General features: G+C 69.9%; 21 protein-coding genes and 2 pseudogenes. 11 read left to right on the top strand and 12 right to left on the bottom strand.

The features are described 5' to 3' along the window. Nucleotides 1–38 precede the first annotated feature (38 nt). The 4 genes from OG352_RS11895 to OG352_RS11880 all read right to left on the bottom strand — a co-directional run bounded on the left by OG352_RS11895 (nucleotide 39) and on the right by OG352_RS11880 (nucleotide 5,408). Nucleotides 39–1,793 carry an NAD+ synthase gene (locus OG352_RS11895; RefSeq protein ID WP_329216604.1) on the bottom strand — a complete coding sequence of 585 codons (1,755 nt, stop codon included), beginning with the start codon at nucleotides 1,791–1,793 and terminating at the stop codon, nucleotides 39–41. A gap of 123 nt (nucleotides 1,794–1,916) precedes the next feature. After that, nucleotides 1,917–3,857, bottom strand: a complete 1,941-nt coding sequence (locus OG352_RS11890) for a S53 family peptidase (RefSeq protein ID WP_329216602.1) — start codon at nucleotides 3,855–3,857, stop codon at nucleotides 1,917–1,919. A gap of 274 nt (nucleotides 3,858–4,131) precedes the next feature. Then, on the bottom strand, nucleotides 4,132–4,734 hold the full coding sequence (locus OG352_RS11885; protein ID WP_329216600.1) for a DUF305 domain-containing protein: 603 nt from the start codon (nucleotides 4,732–4,734) through the stop codon (nucleotides 4,132–4,134). Nucleotides 4,735–4,745: 11 nt separating this feature from the next. Next, a complete protein-coding gene (locus OG352_RS11880; RefSeq protein ID WP_329216598.1) occupies nucleotides 4,746–5,408 on the bottom strand; it encodes a DUF3105 domain-containing protein in 663 nt (220 codons plus the stop codon). A gap of 199 nt (nucleotides 5,409–5,607) precedes the next feature. Between OG352_RS11880 and OG352_RS11875 the strand changes: the two genes are divergently transcribed. After that, a complete protein-coding gene (locus tag OG352_RS11875; RefSeq protein WP_329216596.1) occupies nucleotides 5,608–6,072 on the top strand; it encodes an RrF2 family transcriptional regulator in 465 nt (154 codons plus the stop codon). A gap of 27 nt (nucleotides 6,073–6,099) precedes the next feature. Here the strand turns inward: OG352_RS11875 and OG352_RS11870 are convergent, their stop codons facing one another. Continuing rightward, on the bottom strand, nucleotides 6,100–6,288 hold the full coding sequence (locus OG352_RS11870) for a hypothetical protein (RefSeq protein ID WP_329216594.1): 189 nt from the start codon (nucleotides 6,286–6,288) through the stop codon (nucleotides 6,100–6,102). 68 nt (nucleotides 6,289–6,356) lie between these two features. Between OG352_RS11870 and OG352_RS11865 the strand changes: the two genes are divergently transcribed. After that, the gene (locus OG352_RS11865) at nucleotides 6,357–6,623 is read left to right on the top strand and encodes a DUF6959 family protein (protein WP_329216592.1); all 267 of its coding nucleotides are present in this window, start codon (nucleotides 6,357–6,359) and stop codon (nucleotides 6,621–6,623) included. Nucleotides 6,624–7,000: 377 nt separating this feature from the next. Here the strand turns inward: OG352_RS11865 and OG352_RS11860 are convergent, their stop codons facing one another. Further along, nucleotides 7,001–7,222 (bottom strand): hypothetical protein, encoded by a 222-nt coding sequence (locus OG352_RS11860; RefSeq protein ID WP_093774942.1) that lies wholly within the window; start codon nucleotides 7,220–7,222, stop codon nucleotides 7,001–7,003. A 507-nt stretch (nucleotides 7,223–7,729) separates the two neighbouring features. On the opposite strand from OG352_RS11860, the gene OG352_RS11855 reads away from it, so the two are divergent. After that, complete coding sequence (locus OG352_RS11855) at nucleotides 7,730–9,091, top strand: glutamine synthetase family protein (protein WP_329216590.1); 1,362 nt, start codon at nucleotides 7,730–7,732, stop codon at nucleotides 9,089–9,091. Nucleotides 9,092–9,118: 27 nt separating this feature from the next. On the opposite strand, the gene OG352_RS11850 is transcribed toward OG352_RS11855, so the two are convergent. From OG352_RS11850 to OG352_RS11835, 4 genes and pseudogenes are all read right to left on the bottom strand, one after another. Beyond that, nucleotides 9,119–10,168, bottom strand: a complete 1,050-nt coding sequence (locus tag OG352_RS11850) for a TolB family protein (protein WP_329216589.1) — start codon at nucleotides 10,166–10,168, stop codon at nucleotides 9,119–9,121. Then, complete coding sequence (locus tag OG352_RS11845; protein ID WP_329216587.1) at nucleotides 10,159–11,466, bottom strand: MFS transporter; 1,308 nt, start codon at nucleotides 11,464–11,466, stop codon at nucleotides 10,159–10,161. The genes OG352_RS11850 and OG352_RS11845 overlap by 10 nt, the downstream gene beginning before the upstream one ends. Nucleotide 11,467: 1 nt before the next feature. Then, nucleotides 11,468–12,361, bottom strand: a complete 894-nt coding sequence (locus OG352_RS11840; RefSeq protein WP_329216586.1) for an alkaline phosphatase family protein — start codon at nucleotides 12,359–12,361, stop codon at nucleotides 11,468–11,470. Between the two features lie 166 nt (nucleotides 12,362–12,527). Beyond that, nucleotides 12,528–13,003: pseudogene (locus OG352_RS11835) on the bottom strand (VOC family protein). Nucleotides 13,004–13,162: 159 nt separating this feature from the next. On the opposite strand from OG352_RS11835, the gene OG352_RS11830 reads away from it, so the two are divergent. From OG352_RS11830 to OG352_RS11820, 3 genes and pseudogenes are all read left to right on the top strand, one after another. Next, nucleotides 13,163–16,156, top strand: coding sequence for a bifunctional [glutamine synthetase] adenylyltransferase/[glutamine synthetase]-adenylyl-L-tyrosine phosphorylase (locus OG352_RS11830; RefSeq protein ID WP_329216585.1), 2,994 nt, complete (start codon nucleotides 13,163–13,165; stop codon nucleotides 16,154–16,156). 18 nt (nucleotides 16,157–16,174) lie between these two features. Next, nucleotides 16,175–16,741 (top strand): annotated as a pseudogene (locus tag OG352_RS11825) (IS200/IS605 family accessory protein TnpB-related protein); the annotation flags it as partial. Then, on the top strand, nucleotides 16,702–16,941 hold the full coding sequence (locus tag OG352_RS11820) for a LysR substrate-binding domain-containing protein (protein WP_329216584.1): 240 nt from the start codon (nucleotides 16,702–16,704) through the stop codon (nucleotides 16,939–16,941). The pseudogene OG352_RS11825 and the gene OG352_RS11820, both read left to right, overlap by 40 nt. Nucleotides 16,942–17,098: 157 nt before the next feature. On the opposite strand, the gene OG352_RS11815 is transcribed toward OG352_RS11820, so the two are convergent. Beyond that, nucleotides 17,099–17,959 carry a phosphatase PAP2 family protein gene (locus OG352_RS11815; RefSeq protein ID WP_329216582.1) on the bottom strand — a complete coding sequence of 287 codons (861 nt, stop codon included), beginning with the start codon at nucleotides 17,957–17,959 and terminating at the stop codon, nucleotides 17,099–17,101. Nucleotides 17,960–18,091: 132 nt separating this feature from the next. Then, a complete protein-coding gene (locus OG352_RS11810) occupies nucleotides 18,092–19,126 on the bottom strand; it encodes a LacI family DNA-binding transcriptional regulator (RefSeq protein ID WP_329216581.1) in 1,035 nt (344 codons plus the stop codon). 423 nt (nucleotides 19,127–19,549) lie between these two features. Here OG352_RS11810 and OG352_RS11805 point away from each other — a divergent pair, with 423 nt between their 5' ends. The 5 genes from OG352_RS11805 (at nucleotide 19,550) to OG352_RS11785 (ending at nucleotide 26,455) form a co-directional block, all read left to right on the top strand. Next, nucleotides 19,550–20,827 carry an extracellular solute-binding protein gene (locus OG352_RS11805; protein WP_329216579.1) on the top strand — a complete coding sequence of 426 codons (1,278 nt, stop codon included), beginning with the start codon at nucleotides 19,550–19,552 and terminating at the stop codon, nucleotides 20,825–20,827. Between the two features lie 159 nt (nucleotides 20,828–20,986). Further along, a complete protein-coding gene (locus OG352_RS11800) occupies nucleotides 20,987–21,991 on the top strand; it encodes a carbohydrate ABC transporter permease (protein WP_329216577.1) in 1,005 nt (334 codons plus the stop codon). A gap of 13 nt (nucleotides 21,992–22,004) precedes the next feature. Next, nucleotides 22,005–22,919, top strand: a complete 915-nt coding sequence (locus tag OG352_RS11795; RefSeq protein ID WP_329216575.1) for a sugar ABC transporter permease — start codon at nucleotides 22,005–22,007, stop codon at nucleotides 22,917–22,919. A 196-nt stretch (nucleotides 22,920–23,115) separates the two neighbouring features. Continuing rightward, nucleotides 23,116–24,849, top strand: coding sequence for a glycoside hydrolase family 13 protein (locus OG352_RS11790; RefSeq protein WP_329216574.1), 1,734 nt, complete (start codon nucleotides 23,116–23,118; stop codon nucleotides 24,847–24,849). Between the two features lie 220 nt (nucleotides 24,850–25,069). Next, complete coding sequence (locus OG352_RS11785) at nucleotides 25,070–26,455, top strand: alpha-amylase (RefSeq protein WP_329216572.1); 1,386 nt, start codon at nucleotides 25,070–25,072, stop codon at nucleotides 26,453–26,455. Nucleotides 26,456–26,540: the final 85 nt, after the last annotated feature.

Raw genomic sequence — 26,540 nt, 5'->3', positions numbered from 1 at the left:
AGTCGGGTGGGTGGGTGGGTGGGTGGGCGAAGGGCCGGTCAGAGCGACTCGCGCCAGTTGTTGGTGATCGGCAGGCGGCGGTCCTTGCCGAAGCCCTTTGCCGAGATCTTCGTGCCCGGCGGGTACTGGCGCCGCTTGTACTCGGCCGTGTCCACCATACGCAGGGTCTTGGCGACCAGCTCACGGTCGTAGCCCGCCGCGACGATCGCATCGGCGCCCTGGTCCCGGTCGACGTACATCTCGAGGATCGCGTCCAGGACGGGGTAGTCGGGGAGGGAGTCCGTGTCGACCTGGCCGGGGCGGAGTTCCGCGCTCGGGGGCTTGGTGATCGAGTTCTCGGGGATCGGCGGGGTCTGGCCGCGTTCAGCCGCAGCGCGGTTGCGCCACTCCGCCAGGCGGAAGATCCACGTCTTGTACACGTCCTTGATGGGCCCGTACGCCCCCACCGAGTCGCCGTACAGCGTCGAATACCCCACCGCCAGCTCCGACTTGTTGCCGGGGGCCAGCACGATGTGGCCCTCCTGGTTGGAGACGGCCATCAGCAGCGTGCCGCGCAGGCGTGACTGGAGGTTCTCCTCCGCCAGGCCGGTCAGCCCCAGCGCACCCATGTACGCGTCGAACATCGGCTCGATCGGGACCGTGCGGAAGTTCAGGCCCGTCCGGCGCGCCAGCTCCGCCGCGTCGCCCTTGGAGTGCTCGGAGGAGTACTTCGACGGCATCGACACGCCGTACACGTTCTGCGCGCCCACCGCGTCGCACGCGATCGCCGCCACCAGCGCCGAGTCGATACCGCCCGACAGGCCGATGAGCACCGACGTGAAGCCGTTCTTCGCGACGTACGCCCGCAGGCCCACGACCAGCGCCGAGTAGACCTCCTCGGCATCGTCCAGCCGCTCCGCGTACCCGCCGGACAGCTCCGGCTCGTACGCCGGCAGCGGCTCCTGGGACAGCACGACGCGGTCGATGCGCAGACCGTCGTCGACGATGCCCGTCGGCGCGTCGGCGGAAGCCGCGGGCAGGTCGAGGTCCAGGACCACGCACCCTTCCGAGAACTGCGGCGCCCGCGCGATCACCTCGCCGTCCTTGTCGACGACGATCGAGTCGCCGTCGAAGACCAGCTCGTCCTGGCCGCCGATCATCGCGAGGTAGGCGGTGGTGCAGCCCGCCTCCTGCGCCCGCTTGCGGACCAGCTCCAGGCGGGTGTCGTCCTTGTCCCGCTCGTAGGGGGAGGCGTTGACCGAGAGCAGCAGACCGGCCTCGGCGGAGCGCGCCGCCGGCACCCGGCCGCCGTCCTGCCAGAGGTCCTCGCAGATCGCGAGCGCCACGTCCACACCGCGCACCCGGACCACCGGCATGGTGTCGCCGGGCACGAAGTAGCGGAACTCGTCGAAGACGCCGTAGTTCGGGAGGTGGTGCTTGGCGAAGGACAGGACGACCTCGCCGCCGTGCAGCACCGCCGCCGCGTTGCGCGGGGAGCCGGCCGGGCGGCCGAACTTCGGCTGGTCGTTCTGCGACCGGTCGAGGTAGCCGACGACCACCGGCAGCTCCCCGAAGCCCTCCTCGGCCAGGCGCGCGGCGAGCGTGTGCAGGGCCGCGCGGGAGGCCTCGACGAAGGAGGAGCGCAGGGCGAGGTCCTCGACGGGATACCCGGTCAGCGCCATCTCCGGGAACGCCACGAGATGCGCTCCCTGTTCGGCGGAGTGCCGGGTCCAGCGGAGGATCGTTTCGGTGTTGCCGACGAGGTCGCCGACGCGCGAGTCGATCTGGTTCAGAGCGAGACGAAGTTGAGGCACGGGGCCAGTGTAATCGTCAGAGAGACGCGATGGGGGTGCGTGAGGTGTCACGCACCTCACGCACCCCCCGACCTCTACGGGTACTGCTCAGCCCGGTGCCTACCGGTACTGCTCAGCTACTGCTCAGCGCTTGCTGCGGTACGAGTCGACGTAGCCGCTCGCCGGCGTGCCGACGCCGGTGACGTCGTCGTAGCCCTTCACCGCGGACAGCGAGCTGTCCTTGCCGAGGCTGCGGACGGAGGTCAGCAGACCGCCCGTCGCGTCGAGGCCGTTGACGAAGTCGACGCGCGCGACTGCGAGCTCGGAGCCCGCCGGCTTGTCCGTGACGTCGTGGTAGACCCGCGAGCCGAACTTGGCGTAGATCGACGGGTTGGCGAAACCGATCGCCTTGCCGCCGTGCGCCTCCTGGGCCAGCGCCTGCACGGCCGCGATCACCGGAGCGGCGAGCGAGGTGCCGCCGATGCGGTACTCGGCGTACTGCTGGGACCCGTCCGGGAAGGTCTGCGTCTGGCCGACGCGGAAGCCGGTGTTCGGGTCGGCGATCGCCGAGATGTCCGGGACGACGCGGTTGCCGGCGGCGTTGTTCGCCGTGGCCAGCGCCTTCGGGACGATGCCCTTCTGGTAGTACGGCTGCGCGACGTTCTTGCTGGTGCCGCCGCCCGCGCCCGAGTTGTACGTGCCCGGGAAGCCGGTCCAGCTCTTGCCGTCGGCCGACAGGACGGCCTTGTCGGTGCCCCAGCCGGTCTCGAACAGGTACTTGTCGCCCTTGCCGACCGCCAGCGAGGTACCGCCGACCGCCGTCACCCACGCCGAGTTGGCCGGGGTGTCGACCTGCTTCGTACCGGTGTTGGCGACCTCGTCGCCGTCGTCGCCGGAGGAGAAGTAGAAACCGATCCCCTCGACCGCGCCGAACTGGAAGACCTGGTCGTAGGCGGCCGCCAGGTCCGGCGTCTGGCTGGCCTCGACGTCGCCCCAGGAGTTGGAGACGATGTCGGCCAGGTGGTTGTCGACGACCTTGCTCAGCGAGTCGAGCAGATCGTCGTCGTAGCAGGACGCGGCGCCCACGTACGTGACGTTCGCGTCCGGCGCGACCGCGTGCACGGCTTCGACGTCGAGGGTCTCCTCGCCGTACCAGCCGGACGCCCCGCACTCCTTGGTCCTGGTGAACTGCGCGGGCAGGACCTGCTTCAGCTGGCTCGTCTTCCAGGCACCGTCGCCGTGCGCCTTCGCGTACGTGGCCGAGTCGAAGGCGATCGTGGGCGAGGCGTAGGCGTCGGTGATGGCGACGCGCACGCCCTTGCCGGTGTACTTCCCGGCGCCGTAGGCGGCCCGCAACTGCTTGCCCGTGTACCCCTGGACGGCGTACGGGATCTTCTTGCCGTACGCCGACGGGAGGGTCTTCGCCACGTTGGAGCCGTAGTACGAGGAGAACGGCCCGGCGTTCTTGAACACCGCGTCCGGCGGCGGGAGCTGGTCCTTGGAGTTGGCCTTGTGGGGCGCGTTGTCCAGGCCGGTGACGGTCAGCACGGCGCCGTCGAGACCCGCGGGCGCCGAGGCTGCCTTCGCGGGGGCGCGGTAAGTCCTGCCGCTCTTGGCGTAGTTGTGCAGCTGGGTGCCGAACGCCTTCTCGGCGGCGGCGACTTCACCGCTCACGGAGACGTAGTGCTCCGTGGTGCCCGTCACCTTCAGACCGGCGGCCGTCAGCCACGACTTGACCGCGGCCACCTGCGCCGCGCTCGCGCCGAAGCGGGCCTGCGCCTGGCCGGCGGAGAGGTACTTGCCGTAGGCGGCGGAGCTTGGGTCGGCCACGGCCTTCGCGTACGCGGCGAGGCCGGCGGCGTCTCCCGCGAGGTAGACACGGGCGGAGACCTGGCTGCTGTCCGGGGTCGAGCCCTTGTCCGCCTTCGTCGTGGCCCACGCCGGCTTGGTCCCGGCCAGCGTGTCACGGGTGGGGCTGTCCGCGGCGTGCGCCGCGGGTATACCGAGCGCCAGTGCGCCGGCGATCATGGGCAGCGTCGCTGCCATGCTCGCTCCGGCGCGCAGCGCGGCACGGTTGGATCTCATAGGACCCCCTGTATGTGGTTCGACGCGAGTAGATCACTCGTCTCGGCCACTCTGGCCGTGAACCGTTCATGTCAGGGGAATGTGAAGACCAAGAAGAACCCAAGTAACCGCTGTCAGAGGCGATTTGGGGTTTAGGTCCTTTCGGCAGTGTGACGGCCGGGCGAAGAATTTCCCGTTACCGGGATCTTTCCGTCATCAGGACCTTTCCGTCACCGGGACGTCCCGTCACCGGAGTCGCTCCGTCATCGGGATCGCTCAGTCGCCGGTCGTTCCGTCACCGGGCTTCGGCGCCCCGCTCCTTCAGCATGTCGGCCATGAGCTTGATCTCCGACTCCTGCGCGTCGACCATGCCCTGCGCGAGCCGCTTCTCCACGCCCACGGTGCACTTGGCGACACACCCCTGCGCCATGTGGATGCCGCCCTTGTGGTGTTCGGTCATGAGCTGGAGGAAAAACACCTCCGCCTGCTTGCCGTTGAGGGTGCCCAGCTTCTTCAACTCGCTGTTGGTCGCCATCCCCGGCATGAGCGCGCCGTCCTCGCCGTCGGCCATGTCGCCCATGCCCATCCAGGTCATGGGCGCGTCGGACGACACCTTCGGCAGCCCCCAGAGATCGAGCCAACCCAGCAGCATGCCGCGCTGGTTGGCCTGCGTCTGCGCGATGTCGTAGGCGAGCCGCCGGACGTCCTCGTCGGCCGTCCGGTCCCGCACGATGTACGACATCTCGACGGCCTGCTGGTGATGCACCGCCATGTCCCGGGCGAACCCGGCGTCGGCGGATTCGACGGCCGGGGGCGCGCCGCCCGCCCCGCCGTCCTCGGCGACGGAGTACGTGATCGCCCCCGCGGCGACGAGCACCCCGGCCACGGCGACCGCCACACCCGCGTACCTCACTGCGGCAGACCACCCGTGCAGGCCGCGCCCGGCTCGGGCGTCTGCGAGCCCTGCACGAACTTCGCGAAGAACTTGTCCACGTTCGCGTCGCTCGCACTCGTCACCGTGCGCTGGTGTCCCCACGCGGTGAGCATGATCGGGTCGGCCTGGTCGTCGTCCGGGCTCATGAGCGTGTACGGCGTCTTCTTGACCTTGGCGGCGAGCGCGGCGACGTCGGCCTTGCCCGCCTTGCTGTTGTACGTCACCCAGACCGCGCCGTGCTCCAGCGAGTGGACGGCGTTCATGTTGTTGAGCGCCTTGGTGTAGACGTCGCCGTTGCAGTTCATCCAGACCTGGTTGTGGTCACCGCCGACGGGGGGCTCGGTCGCGTACTTCACGGTCTTGGCGACGTGCGTACGGCCGAGGGTGCCCTTCCACGTCCTGACCCCGTCCGAACCGGTGACGAAGTGCCCCGAGGACTTGGAGTCGGCGGCGGAGGAGTCGTCGCCGGACTGCGACTTCACGACGAACACACCACCGGCGACGAGCGCGACGACGGCGACGGCACTGCCCCCGATCGCGAGAACCCGGTTACGCCGCTCACGGGCCTGCTCGGCCCGCCGCATCTCCTCTATACGCGCCTTGCGCGTCACGCTGCTGGTCTTGTCGGCGGAACCCATGAGGCCTGTCCTTTTCTGGGGGAAAGGTGAAAGGGGCGGGGCGGGAGGGGTGCTTCTGCTGCTGCTTCTGGTCCTGAGATTGCTACTGCTTCTGTCTACTTCTGTCTACGGTCCGCTGATCGTAGTGCGGAGGGTGGGGGATCCCGTAGGCAGGGACGATAATTTGAAGCGGAGATGCGCATTATCTACGCTTCCTCCCATGCGGCTGCTGCGATCCACCGACCTGGCCCTGCGCGTCCTCATGCGGCTCGCGGTGACGGACGAGGCCCCGGCGGCCACCCCCTCGACCCCTGTGATCCCCACGACACGCGAGGTCGCGGCCGCGATGGAGGTCCCCTACACCCACGCGGCCAAGGTCGTGGCCGAGCTTCAGCACCTGGGCCTGCTGGAGGCCCGCCGGGGGAGGGGCGGCGGGCTGACCCTGACGGAGCGGGGCCGTACGGCGTCGGTGGGCGCACTGGTGCGCACCTTCGAGGGCGACGGCGACGTCGTCGACTGCCAGGGCGCCACCCCCTGCCCCCTGAACTCGGCCTGCCGACTCCGCGGCGCCCTGCGTCGCGCGCAGGAGGCGTTCTTCGAGTCCCTGGACCCGATCACGGTCGCGGACATCGTGCGGGAGCCGACGGGGCCGTTGCTGCTGGGGATCACGGCGCGGCCGGAGTGATGCGGAGTCGGGCGGGTCGGGTGGTGGTCATCGCTTCCGGGCCCGGTGGTGCCTCAGCAGTGCGGTGATCCGTTCCGGGTCCGCCTGGCCGTTGAGTTCGACGAGGAGATCGTCCGGGCACAGCTCGTACAGATCGCCCCACCACCGGCGCCCCCGGTTGTCCCAGATCCGGTAGCCCCCCGGCACACCCCGGGCGACGTAGCGCCTCCTGCTCACCGCTGCCCCCGTCCATGGAACACACCTGACCCTTGAACACATCTGGTCATGGCGGGTTGGATGGCGCGATGGAACGCATCGAAGCAGAGCTGTTCACCACCGGCGGCAACGACGCCGTCGTCCGCCTGCCCGGCCGCCGCTTCCCCGGAGTTCTGGTGCAGGGCGACTCCCTGCACATCCTCCGCAGCGACGTGGCCGAGCTGGTGGAGGCATGCGACCGCGGGGACCTGACCGACGCCCGCGACACCGCCGGCCTTCTCCTGACAGGCCTCGACGCCCTGCTGGAGCGCTACGCGACCGCGCTGGAGGAGCACGGAATCCCACGACCGTACTGAACTCGGCCGCCCCCGGGCCCACCCCTCGAGCCCGCTCCGACGCCGATCATAGGACGGGCATACCGGGATGCCCGCCTACCGGCGGGAGGGGGAAGTTCTGGGACTGGCTCGGTCGTTGTCGGAGCTAGCCCGCCCTGCGCTGAGTGGCACCCATGCCGGGGACGGCGGATGCGTGCGCATCGTCGAGCGAGTAGGTCTCGATGTCGCCGAAGTCGGGGGCCTGGAAGGGGTTCGTCGTCGGAGGCGGCGATGCTGCGGTGGCACCGCGGGGCGCCCCCTCCGGAGCGGAGAACAGCGAGGTCAGTTCGATGAGAGGTCTCCCATTCGGTACGGGGTCATGATGGAGGCCCGGTCTGCCGTGACCGGGCGCAGCGGTCCTACAGCTTGCTCATCTTGGCGTAGGGACTCAAGATCCGCTCTTGAGCCGAGCCGAAATCCACAAGCACCGCGATCCCATCCTCGATGCCGACCACACGGCCGAGGCCGTACATGTCGTGTGTGACCTGGTCTCCCACGGCGAACTGCTTGGGGACCGGCGCCACCGGGGCCTTGAAGGGGCTGGTGGGCAGATAACGCTTCTGGGCAGCTGGCTTCGTCATTGCCACCAGTATGCGCCAGCGCGCGTCCGATCGCTGCGGCCGTCTGCATCACATCCGCGGTTCGATCCCGTCCCGGACGGCGAAAACAGCGGGGACCTGCGCCGACTGTCCGCCCGGCGGCAAGTGGACCTTCGAAACCGTGCTTGTTTCGAAACCGTAGTCGTATGGGTCCCGGCCGGTCGTCGCCGGTCTCAGTCGGTCCCGGTCGGTCTCGTGTCGACGCCGAAGGCGTCACAGATGCGCCAGGTAAAGTTGCATCTGGAGTGCAAATTAGAGGGGGAGGCGAGACGGAAGGGGTCGGGCATTACGGATGGCGGGCCGAGCAGGCAAGATGGGCGGGAGAGCAGTACATCTGCCGGACGTGAGACGTTCAGGCCAGGGTCGCCGAGGCGATCATGGTCCGCAACGCGCACGAAATGGTGTTGTGGTGTGATGCTCGGGTGCCCGACCGCCTCTCCGTGGGACGGGAGACAGGCGGCCTGACCAGCAAGGATGGGGAAGCGGAAGATGGACAAGCAGCAGGAGTTCGTGCTCCGGACGTTGGAGGAGCGCGACATCCGGTTCGTACGGCTGTGGTTCACGGACGTGCTGGGCTTCCTCAAGTCCGTCGCCGTGGCCCCCGCCGAGCTCGAGCAGGCGTTCGACGAGGGCATCGGCTTCGACGGCTCCGCGATCGAGGGCTTCGCCCGGGTCTACGAGTCCGACATGATCGCCAAGCCGGATCCGTCCACCTTCCAGGTCCTGCCCTGGCGCGCGGAGGCCCCCGGCACCGCCCGCATGTTCTGCGACATCCTCATGCCGGACGGCTCGCCGTCCTTCGCGGACCCGCGGTACGTACTGAAGCGCGCCCTCGCCCGCGCCTCCGACCTGGGCTTCACCTTCTACACCCACCCGGAGATCGAGTTCTTCCTGCTGAAGGACAAGCCGACCGACGGCTCCCGCCCGACCCCGGCCGACTACTCCGGCTACTTCGACCACACCCCGCACAACGTCGGCATGGACTTCCGCCGCCAGGCGATCACCATGCTGGAGTCGATGGGCATCTCGGTCGAGTTCTCGCACCACGAGGGCGCCCCCGGCCAGCAGGAGATCGACCTGCGCTACGCCGACGCGCTCTCCACGGCCGACAACATCATGACGTTCCGCCTGGTCATGAAGCAGGTCGCGCTGGAGCAGGGGGTCCAGGCGACCTTCATGCCGAAGCCGTTCAGCGAGCACCCGGGCAGCGGCATGCACACGCACCTCTCCCTCTTCGAGGGCGACCGCAACGCGTTCTACGAGTCCGGCGCCGAGTACCAGCTCTCCAAGGTCGGCCGGTCCTTCATCGCGGGCCTGCTGAAGCACGCCGCCGAGATCGCCGCCGTCACCAACCAGTGGGTCAACTCCTACAAGCGCATCTGGGGCGGCTCCGAGCGCACGGCCGGTGCGGGCGGCGAGGCGCCGTCCTACATCTGCTGGGGCCACAACAACCGCTCCGCGCTCGTCCGCGTCCCGATGTACAAGCCCGGCAAGACGGGCTCCGCGCGCATCGAGGTCCGCTCCCTCGACACCGGCGCCAACCCGTACCTGGCGTACGCCATGCTGCTCGCCGCCGGCCTCAAGGGCGTCGAGGAGGGCTACGAGCTTCCGCCGGGCGCCGAGGACGACGTCTGGGCGCTGTCGGACGCCGAGCGGCGGGCCATGGGCATCGAGCCGCTCCCGCAGAACCTCGGTGAGGCGCTGGGCCTGATGGAGCGCAGCGACCTCGTCGCCGAGACGCTCGGCGAGCACGTCTTCGACTTCTTCCTCCGCAACAAGAAGGCGGAGTGGGAGGAGTACCGCAGCGAGGTCACGGCCTTCGAGCTGCGGAAGAACCTGCCGGTTCTCTAGTCCCTCCCGCTGCTCCACCTGCCCCGCCTACTCCACGAACGCAGGGGACACCGCCGCGGTGCTGATGCGCCGCGGCTTTCCTGTGCCGTCTGCCGGGACGGTGTACAGGTCCGCTCCGTAGTCGCCGGGGAGGGCGTAGACGATGGTGTGGGCGTTGCGCCAGACCGGCTGGTCGTCGACGCTGCGGGGTTCGGTGAGCGGGGTTTCGCGGAGGGTGCGGAGGTCGAGGACGTAGAGGTGCCAGGGGGCGTCCTTCGGGAGGCCCTTCACCCGTTTCTTGAAGGCGATGCGGGTGCCGTCGGGGGAGAGGGACGGGCACTCCACGTTCGTGTGCAGGGTTGTCGCCGTGCGGGTGCTCAGGTCGCCCTTGATCAGGTACGTCCTGCCCTTCGTGGCCAGCGTCGCGTAGAAGGTGCGGTCGTCCGCGGCGAAGGTCACGCCCCAGAAGTTGACGTCCGCCGCGTGGTAGTCGTGGCCGTCCTTGAGGATGCGGAACGCCTCCAGGGACGGGGTCGGCTTCCCCGTGCGCGTGTCCACGATCGCCGTCCGGGTCGAGAAGTTCGTGCCCGCGTACGAGTCGCCGCCCACGAACGCCGTCCAGGCGGCGAAGCGGCCGGTGGGGGAGACGCGGGCGCGGGAGGGGATGCCGGGGACGTCGTAGCGGGCCGTCTCTTTGAGGTGGGCGTCGAGGATCAGGGCGCGGTACGTGTCCGTCACCGCGCCGTGCACCGCCTGGAGGCAGACTCCGGTGCCCGAAGCGGCGTAGAAGCGGAGGCACTTGACGCCCGAGGCGGTGCGCGGGCCGGCGGGGTCCGATGCCGGGACCGTCGTCAGTTCGTCGCGGTGCGGGCCCCAGGCCATGTTGCGGAACACCATGCGGCCGGTGTCCGTCAGGGTGATCCGGCCGGCGGTGACCTTCGGGCCGCCCGCCTGGACCTGGTTGCGCTGCTCCGCCCGCGCCGACGCGTGCAGCACCGAGGCCGTCGCCACCCCGGCGAGGACGGCGACGGCCGCGAGGAGTACCAGGACGCGGTTGCGCAGGGCCGGGGCCGGGGCGGGGGGTGGGGTCAGGGGCATGTGGCGGGCTCCTGGGTCGGGCGGAGGGTCAGGGAGAACGCCGCGCACAGCGCCAGCGCAGCCGTCGACGCCATGAGCGCCGTACGGTCGCCCCACAGCGTCCAGGCCGCTCCGAAGGCGAGCGAGCAGACGAAGCGGGCCAGTGCCTGGCCGGTCTGGACGAGGGCCAGTCCCGACGAGCGCAGTTCCTCCGGCACGCAGTCCGAGGCCGCCGCCATCAGCACGCCGTCGGTCGCCGCGTAGAAGCCGCCGTGCAGGAGCAGGACGGCGTAGGGCAGCGCGGGGCCGTGCCAGGACGTGAGCAGGAGCCCGTAGGCGAGGAGCAGCGCTCCGTGGCCGGTGAGGAAGACCCGGCGGCGGCCGATACGGTCCGCCAGCCGGCCCAGCGGCACGGCGAGGAGCAGGAACGCCGCCGCCGTGCCGAGCGGCAGCAGGGCGAACCAGCGGTCGGGGACGCCCAGACGGTGTTGCAGCAGCAGGTAGACGAAGGAGTCGCTGACCGTGGCCAGGCCCAGCAGCAGGGCGCACAGCGTGATGCGGCGCAGGTCGCGGTGGCGGAGGAGGGCGAGGGCGGCGCGGAGGGTCGGGCGTGCGGTCCGTTCTCTGGCTTCTGCCGCGTCGGGTGGGGGTGGCTTGGGCGTGTTCGGTACGAAGAGGATCAGTACGAGTACTCCGACGACCGCCACGCAGAAGCTGACCGTGAACACGGCGTCGTAGCCGTCCACCGTCGCGCGCAGGATCAGGAACGCCGCCAGCGGGCCGAGCAGTGCGCCCGCCGTGTCCATCGCGCGGTGTACCCCGAAGGCGCGTCCACGGGTCTCCGGCGTGGACGAGAGGGAGATCAGCGCGTCGCGCGGGGCCGTGCGCAGGCCCTTGCCGGTGCGGTCGGCGGCCAGGATCAGGCCGATGGGGGTCAGCGTGTGGGCCAGGAGCAGCAGGGGCTTGCAGAGCGCCGAGAGGGCGTAGCCCGCCCCCGCCACCCATTTGTGACGGCCGCCGCCCCGGTCGGCGAGGTGGCCGCCGGCCAGGCGTACGACCGCGGAGAAGCCGTTGTAGACGCCGTCCAGGAGCCCGAAGCCCAGCGGGGACAGGCCGAGGCCCGCCACCAGGTACAGGGGGAGGACGGCCGTCACCATCTCCGACGACACGTCGGTGATCAGGCTGACCGTGCCCAGCGCGAGGACCGTGGGCGCGACCGCGGCGCGGCGCCGCCCGGCGGGGGGCCGGGCGGCGTCTTCCGCGGACAATGTGACACCGGGTGGGTCATGTGTCACGTTTCGGCTGTCCGCCACGTACATCTCAGGAGGCCCAGATCCCCGTGATGTCCGTCGCGGAGGCCGCGTTGCCCGCGTGGGTCGTCAGGCCCTGGCCGTCCTCCAGGGTGCGCAGCAGGTCGTAGTGGTTGTAGGTCGTCGACGAGGTCGAACCCGCCGTGACCGGCTGGCCGTAGAGGACCGTCGGGATGCGGTTGCCGGCGAGGCGGTTGTCCTCGTCGAAGGTGACGACGAGGAGGCTGTTGTGGGTCTTGGCCCAGGTGGCGTACGCGCCCAGGTTGTTCTTCAGCCAGGTGTCGCCGGTCGCCACCGAGCAGTCGTGCATGTCGCTGCACAGGTTGGGGACGACGAAGGACACGTGGGGGAGCGTCGCGTAGTCGGTCGGGAACTGCGCGAACGTCTTCGCCGTCGACGTCGGGACGTTGCCGAACCCGAACCACGGGTTGTGCTTGCGGGCGTACTTGCCGCTGCTGCACGTCGTCGAGCCCTGGCTGGGCAGCGTCTCGTTGTAGCTCGCCCAGGTGCGGCCGGCCGCGATCAGCTCCGAGGCGAGGTTCGGGGCCGAGGAGAAGCCGGGCGTGTAGCAGCCGTCGTCCGTGATGCCCTGGGTGGAGCCGGAGAACAGGGCGAAGTAGTTGGGCTGGCTCGGGTGGGTCTCGGCGTACGACTGGGAGAGGCTGGCCCCGCCGGTCCTGAGCGAGTTGAGGTACGGCGCGCCGGAGGCGCCGATCACCTGGCTGTAGGCGTGGTTCTCGAAGACCACGACGACCACGTGGTCCGGGGTCGGCACGCCGGCCGCGGCCCGCGCGGGCGAGGAGGAGCCGCCGAGCCCGGACCACAGGCCGACGGCGGCCGCCGTGAAGGCGAGTGCGGATGCCACGACGGCGCGGCTGCGGCGGTACAGGGAGCTGCCGGACACATCTACCTCCGGTGGGGGGAAGGGCGGGGGCGGGCTGCGGTGCGGCTAGAGCATGCACACGCCAAGATGCCCTTGGCCTACGTCGTTCAACCCGAAGGATGAAGACCGGGTGAACTAACCCTGCTGCCTGGTCGGTTCTGTCGGCCCGCCGGCTTCGCCGGTCCCGTCAGTCCGTCGGCTCCGCCGACTGTGCCAGCACCTTGTGCAGGGGCTCGGTCTCGCGGCGGCGGTACTCCTGGATCGCCCAGCCTCCCCCACTCTCGGCTTCGCTCGAGCGGGGGGACCCCCATCGTCCGGGTCCTTGAAGTACATGAAGGTCGCGCCGTCCTGCGGGGCGAACCGCACCGGCTCGCTGACGTCCAGGCCCCGGGCGGTCAGTTCCTCGTACGCCGCCTTCGCGTCCGTCACGCAGAGCTGCATGCCGTGGTAGGTGCCCGGTCGCGGGGTTCCCGTCGGGATCTGGAGGCCGTCGACCAGGGCGATCGAGCAGCCCGAGCCCGGCGGGGTGAGCTGCACGATCCGTACGCCCTCCATCACCTCGCCGTCGAGGTCCACGTGGAAGCCGACCTTGTCGCGGTAGAACTCCTTGGCCCGGTCCACGTCCGACACCGGCAGCGTGATCACTTCTAGGGTCATGTTCATGTTCGTGGTCATGGGACCTCCTGTCCTGGGTGTTCCCTTGTTCCCTCGCCGTTCTCTGCGTTCAGCCCTCGACACAGAACCCGAAACCGGGCCGGAGCGCCACCGTGAGGTGAGGGCTAGGCTCAAGTGCTACGACCTTGACCGGACGAGGAGGCCAGGATGGCGCCGGGGCGCAGGAGCAGTACCTTCACTCGGCTGCTGCGGCACGGCTTCACCGATCCGTCAGCCGCCGAGCGGCTGCTCGACGGGCCCGAGCTGTCCCCGGTGCGCAACGATCCGGTTCTGCTGGAGGCCCTCGGGGACACCGCCGATCCCGATCTCGCCCTGCACGGTCTCGTCCGGCTGCTGGAGGCGCAGCCCGGGCACACCGCCCGGCGGGAGCTGCTCGACACGCTGATAGCGGCCAAGCCGCTGCGGGACCGGCTGCTGGGGGTGCTGGGAGCGTCCGCCGCCCTCGCCGATCATCTGGCCCGGCATCCCCGCGACTGGGAGGCGCTGGTCATGTACGAGCCCCGGGATCTGCACCCCGGCGTGGAGGAGTTCGAGCGCGGGCTCGCCGGGGCCACGGATCCCGTGCTGCTGCGCGTCGCCTACCGGCGGTGTCTGCTGGCCATCGCGGCGCGTGACGTGTGCGGGACCACCGAGCTCGCCGAGACCGCCGCCGAGCTCGCCGACCTCGCCACGGCTACGCTGCGGGCGGCTCTGGGGCTGGCGCGGGCCGACGCGCCCGACGACGCCGCGTTGTGCCGGCTCGCCGTCGTCGCCATGGGCAAGTGCGGCGGGCACGAGCTGAACTACGTGTCGGACGTCGACGTCATCTTCGTGGGGGAGGCCGTCGACGGGGCCGACGAGGGGAAGGCGCTGCGGGCCGCCACCAAGCTCGCCTCGCACATGATGCGGATCTGTTCCGAGACCACCGTGGAAGGGTCCATCTGGCCCGTCGACGCCAACCTGCGGCCCGAAGGGCGCAACGGGCCGCTCGTGCGGACGCTGAGCAGTCATCTCGCCTACTACCAGCGGTGGGCCAAGACCTGGGAGTTCCAGGCCCTGTTGAAGGCGCGGCCGGTGGCGGGCGATCTGGCGCTGGGGGCCGCGTACGTCGCCGCCGTCGAGCCGCTGGTGTGGAAGGCCGCCGAGCGGGAGAACTTCGTCACCGACGTGCAGAAGATGCGGCGGCGGGTCGTCGAGAACATTCCGGTCGCCGAGGTCGAGCGTGAACTCAAGCTCGGGCCCGGGGGGTTGAGAGACGTCGAGTTCGCCGTGCAGTTGCTTCAACTGGTGCACGGGCGGGCCGACGCCTCGTTGCGCAGCGGGACCACGCTCGACGCGCTGCAGGCGCTCGCCGCGGGGGGTTACGTCGGGCGGGCCGATGCCGTCCAACTCGACGTCGCCTACCGGTTCCTGCGGTCCATGGAGCACCGGATCCAGCTCTACCGGCTGCGGCGGACCCATCTCGTACCGGAGAGCGAGGCCGAGCTGCGGCGGCTCGGCCGGTCCCTCGGGCTGCGGACCGATCCGGTCGTCGAACTGGGACGGGAGTGGAAGCGGTACGCGGCGATGGTCCGGCGGCTGCACGAGAAACTGTTCTACCGGCCGCTGCTCGACGCCGTCGCCCAACTCGCGCCCGGCGAGAGCCGGTTGAGCCCTGCGGCGGCCCGGGAACGGCTCGTCGCGCTCGGGTACGCCGATCCCGCCTCGGCGCTGCGCCACCTGGAGGCGCTGGCCTCCGGCGTCTCCCGCAAGGCCGCCATCCAACGCACCCTGCTTCCCGTGCTGTTGGGCTGGTTCGCGGACTCCGCCGACCCGGACGCGGGACTGCTGAACTTCCGCAAGGTGTCGGACGCGCTCGGCAAGACGCCTTGGTACCTACGGCTGTTGAGGGACGAAGGGGCCGCCGCGGAGAACCTCGCCCGCGTCCTGTCCGCCGGGCGGCTCGCCCCCGATCTGCTGATGCGGGCGCCCGAAGCGGTGGCGCTGCTCGGGGACGGGGACGGCGGGGGGCTCGAGCCGCGCGGGCGGGCCCAGTTGGAGCAGGAGATACTCTCCGCGGTCGGGCGGGCCGAGGGCGCTGTGCAGGCCGTCACCGCGGCGCGCGGGGTGCGCCGGCGCGAACTGTTCCGTACGGCCGCCGCGGACATCGTCGGCTCCTACGGCACCGAGGCGCAGCCCGTCGAGGCCGATCAGGGGGCTCTCGTCGACCTGGTGGGCGGAGCCGTGTCGGACCTCACGGCCGCCACGCTGGCCGGGACGCTGCGGGCGGTCGTGCGTGAGGGGTGGGGGGACACCCTTCCCACGCGCTTCGCCGTGGTGGGGATGGGGCGCTTCGGCGGGCACGAGCTGGGATACGGGTCCGACGCCGATGTGCTGTTCGTGCACGAGCCCCGGGACGGCGTCGACGAGCGCGAGGCCTCGGACGCCGCCAACAAGGTCGTCTCCGAGATGCGCCGGCTGCTTCAGATCCCCAGTGCCGATCCGCCGCTGCTCGTGGACGCCGACCTGCGGCCCGAGGGCAAGTCGGGGCCGCTCGTACGGTCGTTGAAGTCCTACGCGGCCTACTACCGGCGGTGGTCGCTGGGGTGGGAGTCACAGGCGCTGCTGCGGGCCGAACCCGTCGCGGGGGACGAGGAGTTGGGGCGGCGGTTCATCGAACTGGTCGATCCGCTGAGGTATCCGGCGGGCGGGCTCGGGGACGACGCCGTCCGGGAGATCCGGCGGCTCAAGGCTCGTATGGAGTCGGAGCGGTTGCCCCGGGGCGCTGATCCCAAGCTGCACACCAAGCTCGGGCCCGGCGGGCTCTCCGACGTGGAGTGGACCGTGCAGTTGCTCCAGATGCGGCACGGGGCCACGGAGCCGGGGTTGCGGACCACGCGCACCCGGGAGGCGCTCGCCGCCGCTTGTGGCGCCGGGCTCATCTCGGAGGAGGACGCGGGGACGTTGGGCGAGGCTTGGGTGCTGGCCACCCGGGTGCGTAACGCGGTGATGCTGGTGCGGGGGCGGGCCGGGGACACCTTTCCGACCGATCCTCGTGAACTGGTCGCTGTGGGGCGGTACTTGGGGTACGGGCCCGGGCGGGTGGGGGACATGCTGGACGACTATCGGCGTACCGCGCGGCGGGCCCGGGGGGTGGTGGACGAGCTGTTCTACGCGGGGTAGGGGGAGGGGTCGGGAACTGGGCAGGAGTGGACGGACCGGGTGGAAGCCAACCGCGCGGTCGCTACCGCATCCACTACGACGTACAGCGGGACCGCTGGTACCTGACCGCGTCCTGGCAGATCCCGGCATCCCGGACCGTCCCGATGGCGGTGGCCCTGGCCGACGGCGTGATCGGCGTCGACATGAACGCCGACCACCTCGCCGCCCGGCGCCTCGACACCCACGGCCACCCGACCGGCCACCCCCGCCGCTTCCCCTTCGACCTGTCCGGCACCGCACAGCACCGTGACGCCCAGATCCGCCACGCCCTCACCCGACTGCTGCACTGGGCCAAGGCCTGCGGCGTCACAGAGATCGCCGTCGAAGACCTCGACTTCACCGCCGGGAAGACCCGCGAGAAGCACGGCCGCAAACGCCGGTTCCGGCAGCTCGTCTCCGGCATGCCCACCGGCCGCCTCCGCGCCCGCCTCACCTCCATGGCCGACCGGACCGGCATCGCGGTCATCGCGGTCGACCCGGCCTACCGACCCGGCCTACACCAGCCGGTGGGGCGCCCAGCACTGGCGGAAGCCCCTCGGTTCGTCGCCGCCGGGCTCGGGGTGAGTCTGGTGCCTCGGCTGGGGCTGGGCAGTCGGCATCCGCGGGTGGTGGTGCGGGAGGTGCGTGATCCGGTGCCGGTGCGGGGCATTCACGTCGTGGTCCGGGAGACGGCGCCGGCGCAGCCCGCCTTGGACGCCTTCATCGATGCGCTGCGGGCCGCGGCCGGGGGGAGCGAGTCTCCCTGAGGGGCCTGAGGGGCCTGAGGGGGACAGGGACGGGGGCGGGGCAGGGGGAGCGGTGAACGTTACAGGTGGAGGGGTGAGTGTCACGTTTTCGCGGGGCGAGGGCAGGGCTGCGCCGTGGCGGGGAGCGCGGGGTTACGTCGTGGCGGCAAGCGCGGGGCTACGCCTTGGTCGGGAGCAGCGGGCTGCGCTGTTTTCTCGGCGGCACCAGCCTCGGCAGGGCGTACGGCAGCGTGCCGTACCAGAGGCGGGCCACCGTGAAGCCGAAGGCCAGGCAGAGGATGCCGCCCACCGCGTCCAGCCAGAAGTGGTTGGCCGTGGCGACGATGACCACCAGCGTCGCCATCGGGTAGAGCAGGCCCAGGACGCGGACCCAGGGGAGTCTGGCGAGGGCGAAGATCGTCAGGCCGCACCACACGGACCAGCCGATGTGCATCGACGGCATCGCCGCGTACTGGTTCGACATGTGTTTCAGGTCGCCGGACGCCATCGAGCCCCACGTCTGGTGCACCATCACCGTGTCGACGAAGCCGCCGCCCGGCATCAGGCGCGGGGGCGCCAGGGGGTACAGGTAGTAGCCGACCAGGGCGACCGCCGTGGTGGCGAACAGGACCAGGCGCGTCGCCGCGTACCGGCCGGGGTGGCTGCGGTAGAGCCAGACCAGGACGGTCAGGGTGATGACGAAGTGCAGCGTCGCGTAGTAGTAGTTCATGCCCACGACGAGCCAGGTCACCGAGTTCACCGCGTGGTTTACGGACTCCTCGACGGCGATGCTGAGGTGGTTCTCCATGCGCCAGATCCAGTCCGTGTTGCGCAGCGCCGCGGCGCGTTGCTCCGGGACCGCGTTGCGCACGAGTGAGTACGTCCAGTAACTCACCGCGATCAGGAGGATCTCGAACCACAGGCGAGGGCGGCGGGGGGTGCGCAGCCGGGCGAGCCGGCGCTGCCGGGGCTCGGTCGTGACCGGGTACGGAACGGCCTGGTCACGGCCTTCCAGCGAAGTCACAGTCGATTCACCCATGGACATAAAGTCTGCCAGAAAAGCCCTCTTGGCCCGATCATCCCCCGGACGGGTTCGCCCCGCATGTTCTACAACAGGCGGACGCCCACGTCTACTCCTGGCGTACTGGGAGAAAACACTGGTTTCTCCGCCCTAGGGACGATTCCGGTCCCCGGGTGCCGAAGCGGTCGAACCGCGCACCACCAGTTCCGGCATGAACACGAACTCACTGTGCGGCGCCGGAGTCCCGCCGATCTCCTCCAGGAGAGTGCGGACGGCTGCCTGGCCCATCGCCGGGACCGGCTTGCGGACCGTGGTGAGGGGCGGGTCGGTGAAGGCGATCAGGGGGGAGTCGTCGAAGCCGACCACCGAGAAGTCCCGGGGGACCGCGAGACCGCGCTGCCTGGCCGCTCGTATCGCGCCCAGCGCCATCATGTCGCTGGCGCAGACGACCGCCGTACAGCCCCGGTCGATCAGGGCCGTGGTCGCCGCCTGACCGCCCTCCAGGGTGTAGAGCGAGTGCTGGACGAACTCCGTCTCGATCGTCTGCGGGCTCAGGTCCAGCTGGTCCTGCATCGCCCGGACGAAGCCCTCGATCTTGCGCTGGACCGGGACGAAGCGCTTGGGGCCCAGGGCCAGGCCCACCCGGGTGTGCCCGAGGGAGACGAGGTGGGTGACCGCCAGGGTCATCGCCGCCCGGTCGTCGGGGGAGATGAACGGGGCCTGCACCTTGGGGGAGAAGCCGTCCACCAGGACGAAGGGGACACCCTGCGCGCGCAGCTGCTCGTAGCGCTGCATGTCGGCCGTGGTGTCCGCGTGCAGCCCGGAGACGTAGATGATGCCGGCGACGCCGCGGTCGACCAGCATCTCGGTCAGCTCGTCCTCCGTGGAGCCGCCCGGGGTCTGGGTGGCGAGGACCGGGGTGTAGCCCTGCCGGGTCAGCGCCTGGCCGATGACCTGCGCCAGGGCCGGGAATATCGGGTTCTCCAGCTCCGGCGTGATGAGGCCGACCAGACCCGCGCTGCGCTGGCGCAACCGGATCGGGCGCTCGTAGCCCAGGACGTCCAGAGCGGCGAGCACGGACTGACGGGTGGTGGCGGCGACGCCAGGCTTGCCGTTGAGGACGCGGCTGACGGTCGCTTCGCTCACCCCCGCCTGTGCAGCGATGTCGGCAAGCCGTGTGGTCACAGGGGTGGACTGTACCGGTCGGTTGCTGTCTTGCACACCGATCGGACGCCTGACCGGACGCCGTGGTCGACCGGGTGAACGGCCCGCCCCGGGCTGCTGCGTCATCGCACTCCCTCATGGACCCTCATGAAACTGATGGCAAAAGCTTGCAGAGTCTTGCACAGCCGCCGCGCGCCCCGCTCCGGAGCCGCCCAACCGCGACAACTACGGTCTCACGGCGGTCGAGGAAAGGTCACGCACACGTCACGTGCGGATAACTTCGGAGATCTCTTGCACTTTTTTGCTGCAAGCTCTTTCGTGCCGCTTACATCGCTGTTACGTTCACGTCGCCCGGCGGCGGCAACGGCGCGGTCGGAGCCGGCAGGGCGGCGGACGGGACCGCTTCCCGTAGCTTTCCGGGCTTTCACCCTCAAGGAGAAACACATGCGGCGTGGCATAGCGGCCACCGCGCTGGTGGCGTCCTTCGCCCTCGCGGCGACGGCCTGCGGCGGGGACGGCAGCGGCAGCGACAACTCGTCCGGGCCGGTCACCATCACCTGGTGGGACACCTCCAACGCCACCAACGAGTCGCCCACCTACCAGGCCCTGGTCAAGCAGTTCGAGGCCGCCGACAAGGGCGTCAAGGTCAAGTACGTCAACGTGCCCTTCGACCAGGCGCTGAACAAGTTCGACACCGCCGCCGGCGCCTCCGGCGCCCCGGACGTGATGCGCTCCGAGGTCGGCTGGACCCCCGCCTTCGCCAAGAAGGGCTACTTCCTGCCGCTGGACGGCACCGAGGCCCTCAAGGACCAGGCCGCGTTCAAGCCGAACCTGATCGAGCAGGCCAAGTACGAAGGCAAGACGTACGGTGTGCCGCTGGTCACCGACACCCTCGCGCTCGTCTACAACAAGAGCCTCTTCGCGCAGGCCGGCCTCACCGCCGTCCCGAAGACCTGGGCCGAGCTGAAGACGGCCGCCGCCACCGTCAAGGCCAAGACCGGCGTCGACGGCTACTGGGGCTCCGCCACGGCGGGCTACTACGCCCAGCCCTTCCTCTACGGCGAGGGCACCGACACCGTCGACGCCGACGCCAAGAAGGTCACCGTCGACTCGGCGGCGGCGAAGAAGGCGTACGGCACCTGGCTCGGCCTCTTCGACGGCAAGGGCCTGCACAAGGCCGACACCACCGCCGACGCCTACGCCCACATCCAGGACGCCTTCGTCAACGGCAAGGTCGCCGCGATCATCCAGGGCCCCTGGGAGATCACGAACTTCTACAAGGGCAGCGCCTTCAAGGACAAGACCAACCTCGGCATCGCCACCGTCCCGGCCGGTTCCACCGGCAAGGCGGGCGCCCCGACCGGCGGCCACAACCTGTCCGTCTACGCCGGCTCCGACAAGGCCCACCAGGCCGCCGCGCTGAAGTTCGTCGACTTCATGACCTCCGCGTCGTCCCAGGCGGCCATCGCCCAGAAGAACTCCACGCTGCCGACGCGCGACGACGCCTACACCCCCGCCGTCAAGGCCGACCCGGGCATCGCCGGCTACCAGAGCGTCCTGTCCTCCGCCCAGCCGCGCCCCGCGCTGCCGGAGTACAGCTCCCTGTGGGGTCCGCTCGACACCGAACTGCCCAAGATCGCGGGTGGCAAGGAGTCCCTCGACAAGGGCCTGGGCAACGCTGAACTGGCCATCGCCAAGCTGGTGCCGGACTTCGGCAAGTAAGCCCCGCGTGGCCGTCGGATCTCCCACTTCATGGGGGGAGGGATCCGGCGGCCACCGGACTGTGAGTCGTACGGCGGCGCAGGTCGCAGTACACCGCCGTGCAGCCCCCTCGAAGATCCGCCCGAAGATCCAGCCTGAAGATCCAGAAGGTGTCGCATCATGACAGTCGCCATCGACCGCGCGACCGGCAAGCGCCGCGGTGACCGTGAGCCGAGGCCCGGGCTGGGCACGCGCCTCAAGCACGGCTACCACAAGCACTGGTACGCGTACGTGATGATCGCCCCGGTGGCGATCGTGCTCGGCACCCTCGTCCTGTACCCCCTGGTGTACGGCCTCTACCTGACGCTGACCGACGCCGACAGCCTCAACACCGCGCGCACCATCGGCGTCAACCACATCGACGCCACCTACAAGTTCATCGGCCTCGACAACTACGCCGACATCCTGTGGGGCCCGACGGCCTACGACCGCTTCTGGTCGCACTTCATCTGGACGATCGTGTGGACGGCGTCCTGCGTCGCCCTGCACTACGGCATCGGACTCGGCCTCGCGCTCCTGCTCAACCAGAAGCTGCGCGGGCGCACGGTGTACCGGCTGATCCTGGTCCTGCCGTGGGCGGTGCCCACGTTCGTCACCGTCTTCGGCTGGCGGTTCATGCTCGCGGACGGCGGCGTCATCAACTCCGCGCTCGACGCGCTGCATCTGCCGACACCGCTGTGGCTGGAGGACACCTTCTGGCAGCGGTTCGCCGCGATCATGGTCAACACCTGGTGCGGTGTGCCGTTCATGATGATCTCGCTGCTCGGCGGCCTCCAGGCCATCGACGGATCGCTGTACGAGGCCGCCGAGATGGACGGCGCGAGCGCCTGGCAGCGCTTCCGGTACGTCACCCTGCCGGGACTGAGGTCCGTCAGCTCCACCGTCGTCCTGCTCGGCGTCATCTGGACGTTCAACCAGTTCGCCGTCATCTTCCTGCTGTTCGGCACCACCGCGCCGGACGCGCAGATCCTCGTCACCTGGGCGTACTACCTCGGCTTCGGACAACAGCCGCGTGACTTCGCACAGTCCGCCGCCTACGGCATCCTGCTGCTGGCCATCCTGATCGTCTTCACCTCGTTCTACCGCCGCTGGCTGAACCGCAACGAGCAGCAGCTCGCGATCTGAGGCAGGAGTTCCCATGAGTACCACCGCAACCGAGCCCCTCGCCCCCGCGAGCGCGCAGAACTCCGGCTCCGCCCGGGCCCCGCGCCGGGTCCGGCGGCGCGGCGAGAACAGCCTCGCCGGCTCCCTCGTCTCGCACGGCGTCCTGAGCGTCGCGAGCCTGATCGCGCTCTTCCCGATCGGCTGGCTGGTCTACCTGTCCCTCGGCCCGGACAAGGACGACTACCTGCACCCGGGCGGCATCTGGGCCAAGATGACGTTCGACAACTACGCGTTCGTCGTCCAGCACACCGAGTTCTTCGACTGGTTGAAGAGCTCTCTCATCGTCACGCTCGGCACCACGGCCATCGGCGTGCTCATCGCCGCCACCACCGGCTACGCCGTCTCCCGCATGCGCTTCCCCGGCTACAAGAAGTTCATGTGGGTGCTGCTGGTCACCCAGATGTTCCCGGTCGCCGTGCTGATGGTCCCGATGTACCAGATCCTGTCCGAGCTGCAGCTCATCGACAACTACCTCGGCCTGGTCCTCGTCTACTGCACCACCGTCATCCCGTACAGCGCCTGGCTGCTCAAGGGGTACTTCGACACCATCCCCTTCGAGATCGACGAGGCGGGACGCGTCGACGGGCTCACCCCCTTCGGCACCTTCTTCCGGCTGATCCTGCCGCTGGCCAAGCCCGGCCTCGCGGTGGCCGCCTTCTACAACTTCCTCACCGCCTTCAGCGAGGTCGCCTTCGCCTCGACGTTCATGCTCAGCGACGACAAGTACACGCTCGCCGTCGGCCTGCAGTCCTTCGTCAGCGAGCACGACGCGCAGCGCAACCTCATGGCCGCCACCGCGGTGCTGATCGCGATACCCGCCGCCGGGTTCTTCTACCTCGTGCAGAAGAACCTGGTGACCGGGCTGACGGCGGGCGGCACGAAGGGCTAGAACGCCGGTTCACGAGCGCCCCGAAGGGGCGCGGGACTGAATCGATATGCGGCTCCGCCGCGTGCGCGCGACCAGCCCCCACTCCGCCGCACCCAAGACCCGAGGCGGCTGTGGTGTCCATCCGACCCCGCTGACACCACGGCCGCCTCGTCTGCAACTCCCCATGACCAGAACCCCGTCACGGACCAAGGACGCCATGACCCAGCAGCACTCCGTCATCGCCCCAGCACCCGACTCCGCCAAGGCCAAGCGCAGCGACTGGTGGCGGGACGCGGTGATCTACCAGGTGTACCCGCGCAGTTTCGCCGACAGCAACGGCGACGGCATGGGCGACCTGGAAGGCGTACGCTCCCGACTCCCGTACCTGCGCGACCTCGGCGTGGACGCCGTGTGGCTCAGCCCCTTCTACGCCTCCCCGCAGGCCGACGCCGGCTACGACGTCGCCGACTACCGTGCCGTCGACCCCATGTTCGGCAACCTCCTGGACGCCGACGCGCTCATCCGCGAAGCCCGCGAACTGGGCCTGAGGGTCATCGTCGACCTGGTGCCGAACCACTCCTCCGACCAGCACGAGTGGTTCAGGCGGGCGGTGGCGGAAGGCCCCGGCTCCCCGCTCCGCGACCGCTACTACTTCCGTGCGGGCAAGGGCGAGGGCGGCGAACTCCCGCCCAACGACTGGGAGTCCATCTTCGGCGGCCCTGCCTGGACGCGGGTGACCGAACCGGATGGCTCGCCCGGCGAGTGGTACCTCCACCTCTTCGCCTCCGAACAGCCCGACTTCAACTGGGAACACCCGGCGGTGGGAGACGAGTTCCGCTCGATCCTGCGCTTCTGGCTCGACATGGGCGTGGACGGCTTCCGCGTCGACGTCGCCCACGGCCTGGTGAAGGCCCCCGGCCTCCCCGACCTCGGCGCGCACGAGCAACTCAAGCTGCTGGGCAACGATGTCGTGCCGTTCTTCGACCAGGAAGGCGTCCACGAGATCTACCGCGAGTGGCGGCTGATCCTCGACGAGTACTCGGGAAATCGGAAGGGGCCCGGAGGGCCTTCCTCGGAAGGGCGGGGGCGGGAGACGGGCGGGCGCATCTTCGTCGCGGAGGCCTGGACGCCGACGGTGGAGCGGACGGCGAACTACGTCCGCCCCGACGAACTCCACCAGGCCTTCAACTTCCAGTACCTGGGCACGGACTGGGACGCGAAGGAGCTGCGGACGGTCATCGACCGCACCCTCGAGGCGATGCGTCCGGTCGGCGCCCCGGCGACCTGGGTCCTCTCCAACCACGACGTCACCCGCCACGCGACGCGCTTCGCGAACCCGCCCGGCCTCGGCACCCAGATCCGCACCGCGGGCGACCGCGAGCTGGGCCTGCGGCGGGCGCGGGCGGCGACGCTGCTGATGCTGGCGCTGCCGGGCTCGGCCTACGTCTACCAGGGCGAGGAACTCGGCCTCCCCGACGTCGTCGACCTGCCCGACGAGGTCCGCCAGGACCCGGCGTACTTCCGCGGCGCGGGCCAGGACGGCTTCCGCGACGGCTGCCGCGTCCCGATCCCGTGGACCCGCGAGGGCTCGTCGTACGGCTTCGGCGACGGCGGCAGCTGGCTGCCCCAGCCGTCCGTCTGGGGCGAGTTGAGCGTGGAGGCGCAGGAGGGCGCGGCGGGCTCGACCCTGGAGCTCTACCGCTCGGCCCTCGCCGTCCGCCGCTCCGACCCCGACCTCGGCGCGGGCGACTCGGTGGAGTGGCTGAAGGCCCCGGAGGGTGTCCTCGCCTTCCGCCGCGGCGAGTTCGTGTGCGTCACGAACACCACGGGCGAGTCGGTGACGACCCCGGCACACGGCCGCGTACTGCTCGCGAGCGGTGAGGTGGCGGAGACGGACGCCGGCGAGGCGAAGCTGCCGGCGGACACGACGGTCTGGTTCACGACCGCCTGACGACGGCGCCTGACGACGGTGCCCTGACACGTTCACTGATGGTCCGTCACATCACCCTGGCCCGCTGCTCCCTGGTCGAGCGGCGGGCCTCGGGCGTTTTTCCTTGCAGATCTTTCACGTCTCCCCCTCTGCCCTTTCGGTCGGCGGCCCCATAACATCTCGCCACCGCAAGGTTTCTGAAAGATTTCAGCAAGAGCCTTCAATGGAGAAGGAACCCCACATGGCAAGCAGCAAACCCCTTTCGGGCGCCCTCGCCCTGGCCGCCGCCGCGGCCGTCGTCATCGCCCCCGGCGCCTCCACCGCGTACGCCACCCCGCCCGGCGCCAAGGACGTCACCGCCGTCCTCTTCGAGTGGAACTTCGCCTCGGTCGCCAAGGAGTGCACCAACACGCTCGGCCCGGCCGGTTACGGATACGTCCAGGTCTCCCCGCCCGCCGAGCACATGCAGGGCTCGCAGTGGTGGACGTCGTACCAGCCCGTCAGCTACAGAATCGCGGGCCGGCTGGGCGACCGTACGGCGTTCCAGAACATGGTGAACACCTGCCACGCGGCCGGTGTGAAGGTCGTCGCCGACGCCGTCGTCAACCACATGGCGGCGGGCGGCGGCACGGGGACCGGAGGGTCTTCGTACACGAAGTACGACTACCCCGGCCTCTACTCCTATGCCGACTTCGACGACTGCACCTCCCGGGTGACCGACTACACCGACCGCTGGAACGTCCAGCACTGCGAACTCGTCGGCCTCGCCGACCTGGACACCGGTGAGGAGTACGTCCGCAAGACCATCGCCGGGTACCTGAACGACCTGCTCGCCCTCGGCGTCGACGGCTTCCGCATCGACGCGGCCAAGCACATCGACGCCGCCGACCTCGCCGGCATCAAGTCGCGGCTGACGAATCCGGGCGTGTACTGGAAACAGGAGTTCATCTACGGGAGCGGAGAGGCCGTCCAGCCCACCGAGTACACGGGCAACGGGGACGTCCAGGAGTTCCGCTACGCCTACGACCTCAAGCGCGTCTTCAACAACGAGAACCTCGCCTATCTGAAGAACTACGGCGAGGGCTGGGGGTACCTGAGCAGCTCCGTCGCCGGTGTGTTCGTCGACAACCACGACACCGAGCGCAACGGGTCGACCCTCAACTACAAGGACGGCGCGAACTACACGCTCGCCAACGTGTTCATGCTCGCCCATCCGTACGGCGCTCCGGACGTCAACTCCGGTTACGAATGGTCGGACGCGGACGCGGGTCCGCCCAACGGCGGGGCCGTGAGCGCCTGTTGGCAGGACGGCTGGAAGTGTCAGCACGCCTGGCCGGAGATCGGGCGCATGGTCGCCTTCCGTAACGCCACGCGGGGCGAGTCGGTCACCGACTGGTGGGACAACGGGGGCGACGCGATCGCCTTCGGGCGGGGCAGTAAGGGATACGTCGCCATCAACCACGAGAGCGGTTCCCTGAGTCGGACGTACCAGACGTCCCTTCCCGCCGGCACGTACTGCAACGTGCAGAACAACTCGACCGTGAACGTGAACGGTTCGGGGCAGTTCACGGCGACCCTCGGCGCCAACACGGCCCTGGCGATCTACGCCGGCAAGTCGAGCTGCTGAGTCTCCACCTCGCGTACCGCGCGCTGTCGCCGTGAGCAGGCGGACAGACGAACAGGCGAACAGTGCGCGGTACGCGAGGGGTTGA

It is taken from the genome of Streptomyces sp. NBC_01485, from assembly GCF_036227125.1.
Taxonomy (GTDB): Bacteria; Actinomycetota; Actinomycetes; order Streptomycetales; family Streptomycetaceae; genus Streptomyces.
Note: the sequence above shows the minus strand (reverse complement) of the source record. Positions and strands in the feature narration are given on the sequence as shown.